The organism is Candidatus Omnitrophota bacterium, from assembly GCA_041650805.1.
Taxonomy (GTDB): Bacteria; Omnitrophota; Gorgyraeia; order 2-01-FULL-45-10; family 2-01-FULL-45-10; genus JBAZKM01.
Map to the genome: position 1 here is coordinate 40,287 of JBAZKM010000009.1, position 15,737 is coordinate 56,023.

The 15,737-nt window shown below is 53.8% G+C and carries 14 protein-coding genes; all 14 read right to left on the reverse strand.

The genetic code is table 11. From position 1 onward, the window contains the following. Nucleotide 1: 1 nt before the first annotated feature. Genes WC515_07210 through WC515_07275 form a run of 14 tightly spaced genes read right to left on the reverse strand, consistent with a single transcriptional unit; the run spans nt 2 to nt 15,719 of the window. Nucleotides 2–1,237, reverse strand: coding sequence for a TIGR04372 family glycosyltransferase (locus tag WC515_07210; protein MFA5147144.1), 1,236 nt, complete (start codon nt 1,235–1,237; stop codon nt 2–4). A gap of 5 nt (nt 1,238–1,242) precedes the next feature. Continuing rightward, entirely contained in the window at nt 1,243–2,382 is a 1,140-nt protein-coding gene (locus tag WC515_07215; protein ID MFA5147145.1) for a hypothetical protein, read from the reverse strand. 14 nt (nt 2,383–2,396) lie between these two features. Continuing rightward, a complete protein-coding gene (locus WC515_07220) occupies nt 2,397–3,158 on the reverse strand; it encodes a hypothetical protein (protein MFA5147146.1) in 762 nt (253 codons plus the stop codon). Continuing rightward, nucleotides 3,133–4,452, reverse strand: coding sequence for an aminotransferase class I/II-fold pyridoxal phosphate-dependent enzyme (locus tag WC515_07225; protein MFA5147147.1), 1,320 nt, complete (start codon nt 4,450–4,452; stop codon nt 3,133–3,135). Before WC515_07225 ends, WC515_07220 begins: the two co-directional genes overlap by 26 nt. Nucleotides 4,453–4,474: 22 nt before the next feature. Further along, on the reverse strand, nt 4,475–5,941 hold the full coding sequence (locus WC515_07230) for a radical SAM protein (GenBank protein ID MFA5147148.1): 1,467 nt from the start codon (nt 5,939–5,941) through the stop codon (nt 4,475–4,477). Next, the gene (locus tag WC515_07235; protein ID MFA5147149.1) at nt 5,928–6,587 is read right to left on the reverse strand and encodes a class II aldolase/adducin family protein; all 660 of its coding nucleotides are present in this window, start codon (nt 6,585–6,587) and stop codon (nt 5,928–5,930) included. Before WC515_07235 ends, WC515_07230 begins: the two co-directional genes overlap by 14 nt. 8 nt (nt 6,588–6,595) lie before the next feature. Continuing rightward, nucleotides 6,596–7,645: a radical SAM protein gene (locus WC515_07240; GenBank protein MFA5147150.1), complete on the reverse strand. Its 1,050-nt coding sequence runs from the start codon at nt 7,643–7,645 to the stop codon at nt 6,596–6,598. Then, a complete protein-coding gene (locus WC515_07245; protein MFA5147151.1) occupies nt 7,624–8,667 on the reverse strand; it encodes a radical SAM protein in 1,044 nt (347 codons plus the stop codon). Before WC515_07245 ends, WC515_07240 begins: the two co-directional genes overlap by 22 nt. Nucleotides 8,668–8,673: 6 nt before the next feature. Next, nucleotides 8,674–9,549: an EamA family transporter gene (locus tag WC515_07250; GenBank protein MFA5147152.1), complete on the reverse strand. Its 876-nt coding sequence runs from the start codon at nt 9,547–9,549 to the stop codon at nt 8,674–8,676. Then, entirely contained in the window at nt 9,549–10,940 is a 1,392-nt protein-coding gene (locus WC515_07255; GenBank protein MFA5147153.1) for an aldehyde dehydrogenase family protein, read from the reverse strand. The genes WC515_07250 and WC515_07255 overlap by 1 nt, the downstream gene beginning before the upstream one ends. Next, nucleotides 10,934–12,643 (reverse strand): asparagine synthetase B, encoded by a 1,710-nt coding sequence (locus WC515_07260; GenBank protein ID MFA5147154.1) that lies wholly within the window; start codon nt 12,641–12,643, stop codon nt 10,934–10,936. Before WC515_07260 ends, WC515_07255 begins: the two co-directional genes overlap by 7 nt. After that, on the reverse strand, nt 12,631–13,182 hold the full coding sequence (cysC, locus tag WC515_07265) for an adenylyl-sulfate kinase (protein MFA5147155.1): 552 nt from the start codon (nt 13,180–13,182) through the stop codon (nt 12,631–12,633). The genes WC515_07260 and cysC overlap by 13 nt, the downstream gene beginning before the upstream one ends. A 16-nt stretch (nt 13,183–13,198) precedes the next feature. Further along, nucleotides 13,199–14,221 (reverse strand): hypothetical protein, encoded by a 1,023-nt coding sequence (locus WC515_07270; protein ID MFA5147156.1) that lies wholly within the window; start codon nt 14,219–14,221, stop codon nt 13,199–13,201. Between the two features lie 19 nt (nt 14,222–14,240). Next, nucleotides 14,241–15,719 carry a radical SAM protein gene (locus WC515_07275; GenBank protein MFA5147157.1) on the reverse strand — a complete coding sequence of 493 codons (1,479 nt, stop codon included), beginning with the start codon at nt 15,717–15,719 and terminating at the stop codon, nt 14,241–14,243. Between the last annotated feature and the right edge of the window lie 18 nt (nt 15,720–15,737).

A 15,737-nucleotide genomic window follows, 5' to 3' on the forward strand; every position in this document is an offset into this window, starting at 1 on the left:
ATTATTGGTCTAACAGACCCCTGTTATCCCTTAGAAATTGCGCACCTACCCTTGCCAGAGAGACCCCGTTCGGCTGGTACGACCTGAAGACCTTCCAGAAACGCGCCTGCAGTTCGTCATCCTCCGGGGCGGGGGTCCATCTCTTATCGAGCCTGGCATCCATCTCCGTCGCAAGATCCGATATCTCGCCGGCTGTGTTGTCGATCACCTCTATGCCGTTCTTTTCATAGTCGCTTGTATACAAAAAGGATGCGGCGCCGGATCCGAATATCTCCCTGAATGTCATAAGACGCTTCTCTTTACGCAGCCATAATTTTTTGAATATATAAAGATCTGACGGGCTGGCTGTATGCATATAGCCTACGGGCAGAAAGTTGACATACGCTATGGGGGTCCTGAATATCCTGGGGACCTCAAGATAACCGGCGGTGGAGCCCAGGAAGAACCTGCATCGCGACGGAAGAAATATATCCATAAAATCGCTGCGATATCCGGAGGCATAATCTATTATGCGCCCGTTCCCGGTCTTTATGGGATCCTCCACAACGGCGCCCATCCTTACGGCATAATACCCCCCGGCCGCCAGGCGCTCCATGGCCGGAAGATATGTCTTTATATCCGAATTCCTGTGGTCGTGGTATGTCCAGTAAGTGGTCGGATAGACGGTATCGAGATAAGCCGTATCCCTGGAATGGAAACAGACGAAGGCGCCGTCCCCGGGTATACCCATCCTGCGAAGCGCTGAATATCCTCTCGATTCCTCTTCCGCCGTGAACCGCAGATGCGGTTTCGTCTTATAGATGAGGGCATGACTGTCGTAGATCTTGTGGAGGGAGATATCGTGATGCCTCCATCCGGGTATCCACCTGTTCGCCTGATGCAGGTAATAGATAAGGGACGAGACCGGCAATAGCCGCTTCCACATCCGCGCAAGCTGACGGTTACATACAGATCTCTGGAAATAAAAGAGATCGACGGTACGAGGCCCTTTATGCCAGAGGCCGGCGTCCCTTTCGCAGAGATATATCTCTGTATTGGCGGCAAAGTGGCCTATGCGGGGACTGAACAAAAATCCGAAGCGTATGACCGCCCATGGCCGCACGATGCGCACGACCAGGATGGCCGGTATGCATATCAGGAAGAGAGGAACGCACAAAACATACAATATCCTGTCACGTGTCTGACGGAATATGTGCCCTGCCCTCCCCCTGCGCAATCTGTCTATTATCTTCTTCATCGCCATCAATAGAATATCTTTGCGTTCTTCTCCAGCATCCCGACGAGGAGGTCCCGGACATCTTTGCCTATGACGGCGTCCAGCTCCTCGTGTCTCTTCTCCATGAGGTATCGCCTGACGTCGCGGCCGTTCAGATGCCTTATGTCGTCTCCCGTGTGCCGGCAGAAGACCTCGGTCGTCACCTTATTGCATACCTTGCAGAATACCGGTTCCGCTATAGGTAATACGCTTATATCCAGTCCCTTCAGCTCCTCGAATATCTTCTGGGAACCGTATTTGGGATAATATCTGCCGACCCCGGCATGGTCGCGCCCTATGATGACATGGGTGAAACCGTAATTCTGCAGCATCGTCGCCTGCAGGAACGCCTCTTTCGGGCCGGCGTAGATCGGCGGTATCATGAGGTTATTGAGAAATACACGCCCCTTCGGATAAGACCCCGATATCAGGTGCTCGTAGATATCGAATACGACGTCCGGCAGGAAGCTGCCTTCGACCTGGGCCCCGGTTATGACATTGATACCGAGCATATCGGTGACATCAAGCGCCAGGCCGTGAAGATGCTGATGGCCTATATGGCATACGTTCCTGGTAGAGAAAGCGGTAAAGGCCTTCTTGCCCGTCGCTTTCAACCAGCCCCTGCACTCCCTGGGTGTGCGGAAGTGGCGGTGGGTGGCCATACCTGACCTGGACAGGAATATCTTCCCTCCTATACAGGTCCCCTCTTTTTTCATGGCGTGCCGTACGCCCGGATGGTCCCGGTCTGCGGTCCCGAAAACATTCCTGCAGAACTTCTCGTTGTCTATCACGAAGACGCTCTCTACCTCCATCATGCCTATAACGACACCGTCCGGGCCGCACAAAGCGACCTTATCCCCTTCGGGAGGCGCCTCTACCCTGAGGAGCACAGGTATCGTCCATGCATGCCCTGACGGCAATGTGCTGGAGAGCGTGACGCTATTATATTCGATCTCTGTCATAAAGCCCTCGAGAGGGCTGTAACAACCGGCGGCCAGGTTCTGCATATTTATGATATCGTCCGGTGATATATATTTCTTGTCCCTTACCTTGTCCAGCCGCGCGGACAATTCCTTGTCATCGATGAGCCGGTCGACCAGTTTTCCGCCATATGCAGAGATGGGCATGATACAGACCTTCCTTACGTTGATCGGATAGCGTTCAGCAATGCTTCGATTATCTTCCCTTCGGTCAGGGCGGCGGAGTTGAAATCCGCTCCGTGGTAAACCCACTTATCCCGCAAAAAAGAGTCGCTCTTATATAAGACGCTGGCCCCTTCCAGGCCATACCTCCCGCAGAAGGAGAAGAAGGCGGAACTCTCCATGTCGACGGACAGGCACCCTCTCTCCTTAAAATATTCGATCCTGCCCGGCGTCTCCCTGTAGATGGCATCCGTGGTCCAGACAGGGTCTTCGGACACGATACACCCCAGGTCCTCCATCGCCTTTTTAACCTCGCCGTACAGGGCGCTGTCAAGACCGACGCTCTCTTTACGCCCTATATAGTGCGCGCTGGTGCCCTCATCTATATAGGACAACCTGGGCATCGCCAGATCGGCATCCGTACGGCGCAGGAAACCCGCCTTCCCGAAGAGGACAAAGCGCCTGGCGCCGCATGCCCTGAGGTTCTCCAGATCATACATGAGAGCCGGGGCGCCCGTGCCCGGAAGGATGTACCACCCTTTATCGGTGCCCTTCAAAGAGACCGGTGAGTAGTCCTCCCTGTACCATGGGCACTTTACGGCATCACGCCCGGCGGCAAACGGCGCAAAGATATCAGAATTATAATGGAACGTAAGCAATAAGCTCCCCGGGACACGGCCGGCGAAACGCGCGCCGGTCATTGCCTGGGGGGTCAAAAACCCGTCACTCTTCAATTCATACGGCGGAACGGCAGCATTCATGAAGTCGTCTTATCCCCTCCTCAAGGGCCGGTCTCTTGACCGAAAAAGAGAACCTTATATGGTCGTCGCTCGCGGGCCCATAAGCGATGCCCGGGATCACACCGACGCGCGCCTTGAATAACAGATACTTATGCATCGCGAAAGATACGCTTTCGCGCGACAATTTCAGGTCTCTATCACAGGATACCTTCTTTTCCGGGCACTCTTTGATCTTCCTCTTCAGCGCCTCCTCCACCGATGACAGGATGGCATCCCTGTGCGAGTCGTAAAATTTCCTTATATTCGGAAAGGCATAGCAGGTGCTCTTCGGCACGGCGCACCTGAAACCGGGGATAGAGTTCAGGGCGGGGACCAGGAGGTCCCTCTTCTCCTGATACTTCCTGAATATATCGTCGAAACCTAACTTCTCGTAATTATCGAGTGTATAAGCGCCTGCCTCCTGCACGAATGTATTGCACGTCATATTGATAAAAGAGTGCGCCAGCGTAGCCGCCTTCAGCACCTTTTTCGGGGCTACCATCCATCCGAGGCGCCATCCCCCCATCCCTATACGCGAAAAGCTGTTTAAGAGTATCGAATGCTCTCCTCCTGTATCATATAACCTTATCGGATAGTGTCTGTTGCCGTCATATATCTCCTTTTCGTGGTTCTCGTCGTGGATTATGAAGATATCGTTCTCAGCTCCCCACTCCATTATATATTTAAGCGGATCGCGGCCATATAAAGTGCCGGCCGGGTTCAAGGGGGATGTCAGTATCAGCGCCTTTGTCTTCTTGGTCCTGGCCCTCTCCAGCTCTTCTACGGTCAGGATGAAGCCGTTCTCTTCCTTTGGCCGTATCCTTTTGCCTGTCCTCCCCGAAAGGAGATGGTTCGATATGGGGTCGTAAGCTATATAGCATGGGTCCGGTATCAGGATCTCATCGCCCGGGTTGGTCACCGCGATAAAGGAGGTGAATATTGCGTTCATCCCTCCCTGGGTGATCAGGATGGAGTCGGGGTCCACCTTGAGGTCGCTCTCCCTCCGGTATTTCCTTGCGATCGCCTCCCTGAGGCGGCGCGAACCCTTCTCCTTCTCGTAATGCGTCCATTTGCCGGGGAGCGTGTTAAATCCGTCCAGCCCCTCTCCGGCGTCGGGCAATATCCTGCAGAGGTAATCTATGACAGGCCTCGGCGTCTGGAACTCGGAATCGCCCCTGGCCAGGTTCACCGCAGTCGCATCATCCTTTATGCCTTCCGTCAGCTCTTTGGTGTAAAAGATGGGTATGTCGAGTATCTTTTCGTTTATCGACGGCATATGTGTCTCCTTTTGACGTATCTCACTTGTCGTTCTCATGGCCTACGGAACGCTGCAATTCATTGCGCCTGTCATAATAACCGTTAAATGCCGATTCCTGCTCCTTCACGGAGGGGGAATAGAATTTATTTTTGATGACCTTACTCTTTATCTTTCCGAAGAGGTCCCATATGAGATAATCGAGGATATATCTTTTGTATTCGCAGACCCTTTCGTCGATACCTTTGAAATCGCCTTTATTGGATATATAGCTGTCGTAGGCGCATCCGCCACCGCATATGGAGAGGGCCGTGCAATCCGCGCACTTCGAGACCATAAAAGGGCTCCGCGTGGCCCAATCCATGAACATGGGGTTCTTATCGATCCTGGGGACCCTTGCCATATCTTCGGAAAATATATCGGACACGACCAGGCTTTTGCACGGGCCGATCTTACCCCGTGCATCGACGGTGAAGCCGTGCCCCTGCGCCTGGCATTCGTTCACCTTGGGCTTATTGCTCGCAAAGGCGCCGATCGGCCGGGAGACGTTCTCCAGGAATATCCGCCTCTCTCTCAATATGCCGTAGAACTCGACCAGTATCCTCCCGAAGTCGACTATCGGGATCTCGGTGGGGTTATCCTTATTCAACAGGAAATGGGAGAAGTTGAATCCTATGCTCGAAGGGGCCAGGTCCGTGAAGAACTTGAATGTTTTACGGATCTCCTTTACATTATGCGTGCCTCCGACGGCAGAGATGCCTATGGTGCAACCTGCCTCCTTGAGGAGCTTATACCCGTTCATAGCCGGCCCGAAACTCCCTCCGCCCGCCTTCATCTTCCTCGCCGAATCGTGCATCTCTCTCGGACCGTCGAGGGATATGAGCATCAGTATGTCGTTGTCTTTAAAATATACGGCGAGTTCCTTTGTCACCAGAGACCCGTTCGTAAATATGACTATGCGGGTATTCTTCAGCTCTCTCCTTACCTTATCTATGATGAACCTGACGACGTCCATATTGAGGAGCGGCTCCCCGCCCGTAATGGTGATCGTCTTCTTCGCCCCCGGGCGGCTGTTCCGCCTGAAGAGGTCGAGCGCCTTGCCGGCAACTTCCCTGGACATATTGACCATATGCTCCGGCGCCATATTCTCCTCGATCTGGCAATAGGAACATCTGAAGTTACAGTTATTGGAGACGAGGAGGACTATATTGGTTATATCGAACTTTCCGACGAGCTTCTTTATCCTTTTCAGGGACGCTTCTCTGGCCGCCATTCCTTCTACGGCCATCCCTTCCGACATGAGCTTTTCGATCAGCGGTTTTGAGAACCTCTTCACCGCGTCCGCTCTCCTGCGCGGGGTTTTGAGATACCGGAAGAGGGTCGCAAGCGTCTTACCGTCCCCATAGATCTTGGTCATACGCAATGAATGGAAGAACGCCGCAAAACCGTCCCGCTCGAAAAGGTGGACGTCCTCCGATAGCCTTATTGTCTTCTTATCAAGATATGTCATATTTTTCCTTCAGTCCGTCCATGAACTTTTTCCCGAGAAGCAGACCGGTCGCCTCTGTCCTCAACTTAAGGGCCAGGAGCCCCGCCTCCTCAAAATCTTTTCCGAGCGCGAAGAAACCGTGGCCTTTTCCTACGAGGTAACGGTTGCTGCCGGATAATATACCGCGCATCTCTTCCACGAAATCGAAACTGCCCGCATCCGTCGCCTTTCTGGTCTCGGAGACGTCGGCCGGAAAGATCTTACGTATGGCATCCGTCTTCTCAAGACATATGGAGTCGTGGCCGTGCAGGACCGCGTTCACATCTCTTCTCCTCTTAAAGATATCCCAGTATATGAGCGTCTCCGAGCTCGGCGCCTTACCTGGATGGCCGTAGAAGAGCACCGAGAGACCCCCTCCGTCCTCCTTTACGTCGACGACCGTCATTATCTCATCCGCCCTTAAAGACCCGAGGGCGCCCCCGGAAGGTGTAATGCATATGCCGTTCGGCGCCCTGAAGGCCATGTTCCCCGCCGATCCCTTGCCCTCCACATACGGCGCCATATAGAGACGGTCGAATATCCTGCCCCACAATATCATCTCATCCGCCTTGCGGGCATCCGGCCTTTTGCCTTCCTTTACCCTTACGGGCCTGAAACTTACAGCCATCTGGTCCTCTATCTCCCCCCGAATATCAAAGTGCACAGATATGACGAATGGACGAGGTCCTTCTGCCCCTTCGCCGCCGTGACCGCTATCTTCGGGACCTCTCTTCTATGGTAAATGGGGCAATATTCGTCCGGCTCATTTATATCCCCTCTCAGGTAGCGCCTGGATGAGCACCCCCCGCCGCAAACACCCACCTTATCGCAATTCTTAAGACAGAACTCCGGTACGATGCCCGCCTTTTTGAAGGAGTCGCTCAGGAATGCCGGCTCAAACGAATCTTTAAGGTCATCTATATGTACGTCCCCCTCGGACCAGTAGACGCAGGGCACCACCTGCCCCGTCGGGTGCACCCTTATGCTCGACTTTCCGCACGGAGATTGCGGCACGATGGGAGGTATGTTGAGCATCGCGTTCACGATCGGCTCGGAACAGCTTATGAGGCCGCCGTGGGTAAATAGCAGACGTATCGCCTCCCAGAACTCGTCATAGGTCAGGGCGAACTTCGTGATGCCCGCCTTCGGCACCGGCTTGAATATATTGAGGCGCAGGTTGCAGTCCTCTTTTTTCGCCTTGGCAAGGAGATCGGGGATCTCCCTATAATTTACGTTCATGAGGGCGGTCGCGATCGAGAACTCTACGCCGAGGCGCCTGCATTTTTCTATCGCCTTCTCCACAAAATTCCATGAATTGCCGTGCCTGAAGTCGTTCTGCAGCTTTTCGTTCACAAATTCAAGCGAGATATCTATATCGTTGAATTTTTTTACATCGTCGTCGTGGAGGGATATTATGCCGTAACCGTTGGACGTGAGGGACATCTTGATGCCTTTCTCGTGGCACCACTTCACTATATCGACAAAATCCGGGTTCAATATATTCTCTCCCGTCCCGAAATTTATGGAACTTATATTCTTCCCGTCGAGGAGAGCGGTTATCTCATCGAAGGTGAGCGTGTTACCCCTGAGGGGCCTCGAGTAGCAGTGAGGGCAGCTCAGGTTACAGTTCCCGGTCGTCCCTATCCCGACCGATATCTTCCTGCCTACGTTCTTTTTTTTGAGCATCTCTTATCTCCGTTATATTTTTTGGCGGTGTGGGGTATCTTATTCAAGTCGCAGTGCGCGCACATCTCTATATCGTCCGCCTTATATTCGATGTGCAACTGCCTTAACTTATTCAATTTATCTCCGTGCCAGATATCGTAGAGCGGCATCTCTTTGACGTTGCCGAGGGGGTCCCTGCAGGCATTGTTCCCCAGGCACGAATAGACCGTGCCGTCCCATGCTATGACGAGCCTCTGCCACAGCTGGGGGCACGGGAATATGCTGTCGGGCGCGTTCCTGACCCTGTTCCTGTCGTTGGGCCTGCCGTCCGGGCTCTGGTAGGTGGCGACCCGCACCTTATCCGCCCGCACCCTCCAGTAATCGACGAAAGACGCAAGTTCCTCGTGGGTCTTCTTCATGTCGATCATCTGTACGATGATCTTCGGCTTATCGAGCCCTTTCCTGTCCCTCAGGCTTATCAGCCTCTCTATATTTTCATTCACCAGGGAGAAGTCGGAACCGAGCTTTATCCTGTTATAGGTCTCTTCTTCTACGGCGTCTATGGAACATATCAGGGTGTCGAGGCCGCTCCCCAATACCTTATTGGCCATCTCCTCATCTATCAGCGTGCAGTTCGTATTGATCCTGATATCGACGACCCCTTTATATTTCGCGTATTTGATCATCTCTATAAGGTGAGGGTGCAGGAATGACTCCCCCAGCCAGTGAGGGCTCATAGCGTAAAGCCCGTACCGGGAGCCTTCGTCTATTATCTTTTTAAAGAGTTCGACGTCGATATCTCCGATGTCCGTCCTCCTCGAATGCCTGACGCAGTGCGAACACATCAGGTTGCACCTGCCGCTCACCTCGATATCGAGCTGGAGCGGGAAATCGGAGACCTTATAATTCACGGGGTTCTCCTCCCACTCTCTCCTGTATTCCAGGAACCTGGGATCGTATTCCGCCCTGGCCCTGGGACGGCTGTCGTTCCCTATGATATCCCAGTGGTACGGGTATATTAAAGGCTTGATCTTCTGAGACATTTTATATTACCCTCCAAAAAGAGTTATCAGGCATATGCCGGCGTAGATGACGACCGACGATGAAAGACGTATCAATTTATTCTTCTCATTCAACACCGTTATCCCGAGGAGCACGCCGAATACTACGCTCACCTGCCTTATCGTGACTATATAAGTGACACGCTCCATGGTGAATGCCATCAGTATCAGGAGATATCCGAACAGGCTTACAAAACCCGTCAGGATTATCTTCATCTTATTGGTACGCCACTCCGATACCAGTTCGGCCTTGCTGCTATTCCTGAAGACGAAAGGCGCATGGAAGAGCACGCTGAACGAATATATCAGATATAGATAGATGAAAGGGTTCAGATACGACACGCCCTTATCATCTATGACCGAATATAGAGCGGTGATGACGGCCACTACCCATGCCATCCTCACCGGATAGTTCTTGAACCTGAATATCGCCTGCAGGGTGTTCTTCAGGTCTCTCCTGTCCAGCTGGATCGATAGCGTCCCGGCTATCACCAGCAGGATCCCCATGATGCCGAGGAGCGTCATCCGCTCATGCGATACAAAATAGGACCAGAATATCAGTATTATCGGCGTGCACCTCGTTATCGGATAGACGATCGAGATGTCGCCGTCTGTCAAACTCTCGCCCAGGGCTATATAGTAGAAGCAATGGACCAACCCGCTCGCGACTGCGAGCCCCACGCCGTACCAGTTCAGGGAATAGCGCACCAGGCAGTACACGAAGACCGGAAAGAAGAGCGTTATCCCGCTTATCCTGTAGAGCCATATAAAATTATGTTTGTTCGTCCCCGTCTTCGTAAAGAGCTCCCTTACGGCATGCAGAAATGCCGACAGGAGGACCAGGGATAACGCTATAGAATCCATCAGAATACGATCGTCTTTATCGTTGTCATCTCATTTATGGCGAACCTGACCCCCTCGCGGCCCAGGCCGCTGGCCTTCACTCCGCCGAAAGGTATGGCCGGAGAATCGAACTGGGGACCGTTATTTATTATGACCGATCCGACCCGCAGCTCTCTTGCCGCATAGAAGGCCTTCTCCAGGTCTTTGGTGAATATGCCCGTCTGAAGCCCGTATTCGGTGGAGTTCACATAACCGACGGCATCTTCAATATCTTTTATCGTCACGACCGGCGCGCACGGCCCGAACGTCTCTTTCGCGACTATGTCGGAATCACGCCGCACGCCGGTAAGGACGGCCGGTGTGATCTGGGCCCTCACCCTCTTCCCCCCGCATACAAGGCGCGCCCCGTCCTTCACGGCGTCTTTGATCCGTTTCTCGATCACCGATGCCGCCTCTTCGGATATGAGAGTCCCTATATCCGTATCCTCCGAGCGCGGATCCCCGACCTTCAACTTCACGGTCTGGGCCTTAAGGGCCTCGACGAACGCCTTCTCGATCCCTTTTTGCACCAGTATCCTCTTGATGCCGCGGCAGGACTGTCCGGCATTGCCATATGAGCCCGCTACAGCCGTCGTTACCGCCTTCTTGAGATCGGCATCGTCCATTATTATCAATGCGCCGTTATCACCCAGCTCAAAAGTCGTCTTAACCATACCGGCCGCCCCGGCGATATGTTCTCCCACCTCCCTGCTCCCCGTAAAGGTTATCATATCGATATAAGGGGAGGATACGAGCGCGTCGCCTATTTCGCCGGGATGCCCCGTGACTACCGATACCATCCTGGCCGGGAGACCGTTATCTATAAGCGCCCTGACGAATTTGATCGCCGTGAGAGGCGTCTTTTCAGACGGCTTCAATATTACGCTGTTATTGGCCGCGATCGCAGGGGCCAATTTAACGACTACCTGGTTCAGGGGTCTATTGAACGGCGTGATGGCCAGGACCAGGCCCACGGGTTCGCGCATAGTGACGGCGAGGTTCCGCTTCGCGGACTCGGATATATCGGTGAAGATCGACTCTCCGGTGATCCTCTTCGCCTCTTCCGCCGCAACGGTCAATATATTTACCGCCCTGGCCACTTCCTTCTTCGCATCTTTTACGCACATCCCCGACTCGCCTGAGATGGAAGCGGCATAGTCGCCGGCCTTCTTTTCAAGCTCGTCTGCCGTGCGCATAAGGATCAGCGATCTTTCGTAAGCGCTCAATCCGGGGCGATATCCTTTGGCATCCTTTGCCGCCGCCTTAACATCTTCCTTCGTCGCCAGAGATACGGCGCCTGCGACCTTCCCGTCATACGGGTTCTTTATGGATAATTTGCGGTCCGTCTCCACCCATTTTCCTTTTATCAGCATCGGCTGTAACCCTCCAGGCAATATGCCTTTTGAACTATCGATCTGAATATCTCCGTATCGGTCTTCCCCAGGTCCTTATAATGCTCTACGATCTTCGGCTCAAGGGAAGTGAGCCCTGAACCGTGCTGGCCCCTCAGTTTGGCATTGAAGAGTGTAAAGAAAGGCAGCTCGGATTCGCCGACTGCATACATCCCCGCCACCATGAGAGGCAGTTTCCAGAAGAGCTTCTCTACTTCGTGCACTATCGCCCTGTCGGCGCCGGCCGGGTGGCTGCCGCCTGAATCGAGATAGCCGGTGAGGCAGCTGTGTATCTTCGCGAACTGTTCAGGCCAGGCGCTCTTCGGGCCGGCCCTCTTATCCATGAGGGCTAATAGCGTTTCTGCGTTCTCGACGCTTATCGTGAGCCATTTGGGATCTATCCCGAGGCAGTATTCGCAGACGTTCGTCTCGAGGAACGGAAAACGCGCCTCGATGGGCCCGCGGTTCATGAATATTATCGAGGCGCGGCGCATCATATTCTCATATATGGCATTGATGAAGATGAGCCGGCTCTTATGATTGACCTGCACCTTATGGCTCGCGTCGAGCTCCTTCCAGGAGTCATATGCGCCCAGGAGCTCGTCCACACCATGGCCTCCTATAGTGACCTTGAACCCGTCCTTACGCATCTCGGGGGCGAGGTAGTAATATATAGGAAGAGGGTATACGCTGAGCGCCTTTATCTTCCTCATCTCGAATATCTCTATTATATCTGCGATATCCCTGACCACCTGGTCGCCGGATGCCCTGACCTCTTTCAACCGGAGTCCCATCGTCTTCAGCCCCTCGGCGGCTATCTTCGCCCGAGCCACATCCGGGGAGTCGTAACCGTCTATCGCGAAGACATAGGAGGTCGGCTGATAATTGACATTCTTGAAGTCAATATTGGAGAGGACATACCAGGTCGTAAGCAGGCTGTCTATCCCGCCCGAGAGCATGGTGCATATGGGCACATCCCCCATCGTCCTGTGCATGGCGGAACGCTTCAGCAATTTGTGGAGCTCCTCCCCGACCTTCAGAAGAGGCAGGGATCTCTTGATCGGCCTGGGCTTGTAATATTGTTCCAGTGTCAATTCAAAAGTATCCAGGTCGAGTATCGCCATGTAGCCCGGCACCAGCTCCACCGGCTTCGCCAGGTCCATCCAGGAAAGCGGGCGGAACCCCTTCAGCTCGCTCGAAAATATGAAGACCCTCTTGTCGCGGTCGTAATAATAGAATAAGGGCAGGCGGCCCGGCCAGTCGCGCGTGATCACGAGCTTCCTCTTATTCTCATCGTGGATGGCGATGGCGAACATGGAATCTATCTCCCTATTCTTCACGAAATCCTTGCCGGAATGCTCGTATGCCTTTAAGAAGACCTCCGTATCGCCTTCCGTATGGAATGTCTTTCCTTTTTTGGTGAGATCATCCCGTATATCCCTGAAATTGTAAAGCTCCCCGTTGAAGACAAGGTGTATCTTCCCGTCGTCCGAATCGTACGGCTGGTCCGATTCGCCCGGCGCGACATCATGCTTCCACGACTCCTTGACGAGGTGGCGGCGGCTTCCCACGACCACGCCGCCCGACTCCTTCACCGTGATGCCGTCATTCCCGCGTTTTATACAAAGAAGGCACTCGTACGCCTCTTCCCTGGTCAAACCTATGCCTCCGACTATTCCGCACATGTTTTACTCCACCTCTTTTCCAGTTCTCTCCACAACGTTTCAAGCATCTCATCCGGGGAGGTCCTGCCGCTGTCGAGCACGACGTCCGCGTTCTTCGGATCCTCATAAGGTATGTCGAGGCCCAGGACGTTCTTCGCCTGCCCTTTTAAGACGGGCGAATAGACATTCTTGGTGTCCCGCGCCATACAGGTCTCGAGGTCGCATTTAAGGTACACCTCGAAGTAACCTTTAAGCCCTTTCCTGCATCTGGCGCGGTCGTCTTCGAACGGATGTATTATGGCGACGACCGGCAATACGCCACCCCCGGAGATGAGGCGTGCCAGGCGCTCTACCCGCCGGGTCTGTTTACGTCTCGATTCTACGTCATAACCCAGCCGCTCTTCGAAGAGGTCGCGTATCTGATCTCCATCCAGTAGGATGTTCGGACGCCCATTCTCCCATAACCGCTTGGACAAAAGACGCGCCAGCGTCGTCTTTCCTGAAGACGAAAGCCCTATTATCCAGATGCTTCCCGCATTTCCTGTCTTCTTAAGGTCCATAATTGCTCTTGTAAGCTCAATGTTTAAAATGCCTGCACCCTGTAGTCACCATGCTCATCCCGTATCTATCGCACGTCTCTATTATCCTCGGGTCGGCCTTGTCCCCTCCCTGGTGGATTATGGCCGTTATTCCGGCCTCATGAGCATACTCTATGCTGTCGGCCCGCGAAAAACGCGCGTCGCTCGCCATGGTCGCGCCCCTTGCCCTCTCCCCGGCCTTCCGCAGGGCTATTGCCGCCGCCTCTTCCCTGAGTATCTGTCCGGTCGCGATGCCGACCGTCTTCGTGCCTTTGGATATGACTATGGCGTTCGACTTCGTATATTTCGCTATCTTGTTCCCGAATATGAGCGAGCTCTCTTCCTCTGCGGAAGGCGCCCTCTTCGTCACCACCTGTAGCCCCTTTTCGCCGATCAGCTTCAGGTCCGTGTCCTGGACAAGGAAACCTCCGATGACCTTCTTATAATCCATCTCTTTGTCGCTCCCATCCTTCAGTTTAGGGAGCTCGAACATCACAAGGTCATCTTTCGCGGAAAATATATCGATCGTATCCCTGTCGAAATAAGGGGCTATCACCGACTCGATGCGCACGGATCTCGTCTCATCCATGATGAGCCCGGCCAGGGCCCTGTCGACCCTGCCGTTCACAACGACCGTTGTGCCGAAAAGCCCCTGCCTGTCGCAGTCCAATGCCTCCGTGAAGGCGGCCGATATGGAATCTGCCGATGATGCGCCGCACGGGTTGGTGTGCTTCACAAAGATGACGGTGGGCAGGTCGAAGACCTTTATCATCTCGATGGCCGTATTAGCGTCTATAAGGATGTTGGAGGAGACCTCCCTGCCGCGCAGTTTTCTGGCATCGCATATCCCGGTGCCGTTGGAGGACGGGTCCCTGTAAAGCGCCGCCTTCTGGTGATGGTTCTCACCCATATACACGTCGTAGACCTTTTCCAGCTCCAGCTTCATTACCCGCGGGAATTTCTCCCTGCCCTCTCTTTTGACCGGGACCTTATTCGCCGCGGCATCTTTGACCCTTGCCATCGATAGTCTCCTTATCCAGTTATAGCCGGTTCCTGCCGGTCGCGTCCTGATTGTGGTGTATCCCCAGCTTGCGCCTCGTCTGCCTGCGGTGTTCGTTCAGCTTCTCGACCGTCGTCAGGTACATCTCGGCTACCTTCGCCGTCTTCTCCGGCGTGCTGAAGTTTATCCTGTCCCACTCATAGGCGCGCACGATCTTGAGCTCGAACGGCGTGAATTCGTCCGTAGTTATGAACCCCTCCCCGTAACCGAAGAAGCCGTCGTCCAGGAATGAAAAGTTGGCAGGCAGGAGCCCCTTCTCTTTCGCGATCCTGTAGAGGTCTGTGCCGGGCTGCGGGGTGGCGATATGAAAATGGGTGACATCGAACTGCATCTTTTCCGCGAACCTGAAGGTCTCCAGTATCTCATCCCACGTCTCCCCGGGAAGGCCTATCACGAAATTGGCCCCTATATCCATCCCTGCATCACGGCACATCTTGACCACTTTAGGGATGAGGTCGAGCTTGAACGGCTTCCTGATTATCTTCGTCAGTACCCTGGTGTTGCCGGATTCGACCGAGATTATTATCTTCGAGCAACCGCTCCGCTTCATCATCGCGAGAAGTTCCGGATCGAGATGCCATGCCGATACGTTCGCGTGGTGCCAGGTAAGCTTCGGGTTCTTCTTCCTGCGCTCTATGATCCCCTCTATTATCTTCTCAACGCGTTTCCTGTCATACAGGAAGAGGTCGTCTATAAAGATGAAATGGTTTATGTCGTATTTCGCCATGAGCCAGTCCATATCGCTCAAGACCTTCTCTGCCGAATAGAAAAGGAGGCCCCTTCCCTGCAGCACCTTGTTGGCGCAGAAGACGCAGTTGTGCGGGCACCCGCGGGAGGTCATCATGGAGAACGTCTTCCCCCGCCCGTTCGCCATGAAATCCATGTGGACCTGATCAAGGTAAGGCGAAAGGTCCATATAGGAATAGTCGGTGTCTCTCAATTCCGCGAGGCGCATATCATCGGCCGTTATGGGGTTTATGCGGACATTGCCATCCCCGCCCCTGTACGCGATGCCCTTCGTATCCTTTGCGGCCTTATCGTTGCCGCCGAGCGTGATCTTCATGAACTCATTCAACCGTGTCTCTGCCGGGCCTATGAATACGTAAGAGAGATTTTTGTCCCTCTCCATCGCCTCTTTGGGAAGGAGCGTAGGATAGGACCCTCCCAATATGGTCAATATGCCCGGGAAGAGAGAGCGGGCTATCGCGAATATCGCGTGGAACTGCCTCGAATATTCCATCGAGACGCCGGAGACCAGTACCGCGTCCGGCTTAAGGTCGCGCAACTTATTTTTTACCGCTTCCTCGGACATGTCTTTGCCGTTCGCGTCCAGGATGCTGAAGTCGTACTCATCCTTCAGCAGGGCCGTTATGACGAACGCGCAATTGTTGGCTATCATCCACGGCCGTTTCCCGTACCACCTGGTATTGGGTATCACCAGGACCACTCTCTTCTTCATAGACGAATCAATGCCCAT

Coding starts and splice junctions, on each gene's coding strand:
- WC515_07210 (MFA5147144.1), bottom strand. CDS start 1,237: ATGAAGAAGATAATAGACAGATTGCGCAGGGGGAGGGCAGGGCACATA.
- WC515_07215 (MFA5147145.1), bottom strand. CDS start 2,382: ATGCCCATCTCTGCATATGGCGGAAAACTGGTCGACCGGCTCATCGAT.
- WC515_07220 (MFA5147146.1), bottom strand. CDS start 3,158: ATGAATGCTGCCGTTCCGCCGTATGAATTGAAGAGTGACGGGTTTTTG.
- WC515_07225 (MFA5147147.1), bottom strand. CDS start 4,452: ATGCCGTCGATAAACGAAAAGATACTCGACATACCCATCTTTTACACC.
- WC515_07230 (MFA5147148.1), bottom strand. CDS start 5,941: ATGACATATCTTGATAAGAAGACAATAAGGCTATCGGAGGACGTCCAC.
- WC515_07235 (MFA5147149.1), bottom strand. CDS start 6,587: ATGGCTGTAAGTTTCAGGCCCGTAAGGGTAAAGGAAGGCAAAAGGCCG.
- WC515_07240 (MFA5147150.1), bottom strand. CDS start 7,645: ATGCTCAAAAAAAAGAACGTAGGCAGGAAGATATCGGTCGGGATAGGG.
- WC515_07245 (MFA5147151.1), bottom strand. CDS start 8,667: ATGTCTCAGAAGATCAAGCCTTTAATATACCCGTACCACTGGGATATC.
- WC515_07250 (MFA5147152.1), bottom strand. CDS start 9,549: ATGGATTCTATAGCGTTATCCCTGGTCCTCCTGTCGGCATTTCTGCAT.
- WC515_07255 (MFA5147153.1), bottom strand. CDS start 10,940: ATGCTGATAAAAGGAAAATGGGTGGAGACGGACCGCAAATTATCCATA.
- WC515_07260 (MFA5147154.1), bottom strand. CDS start 12,643: ATGTGCGGAATAGTCGGAGGCATAGGTTTGACCAGGGAAGAGGCGTAC.
- cysC (MFA5147155.1), bottom strand. CDS start 13,182: ATGGACCTTAAGAAGACAGGAAATGCGGGAAGCATCTGGATAATAGGG.
- WC515_07270 (MFA5147156.1), bottom strand. CDS start 14,221: ATGGCAAGGGTCAAAGATGCCGCGGCGAATAAGGTCCCGGTCAAAAGA.
- WC515_07275 (MFA5147157.1), bottom strand. CDS start 15,719: ATGAAGAAGAGAGTGGTCCTGGTGATACCCAATACCAGGTGGTACGGG.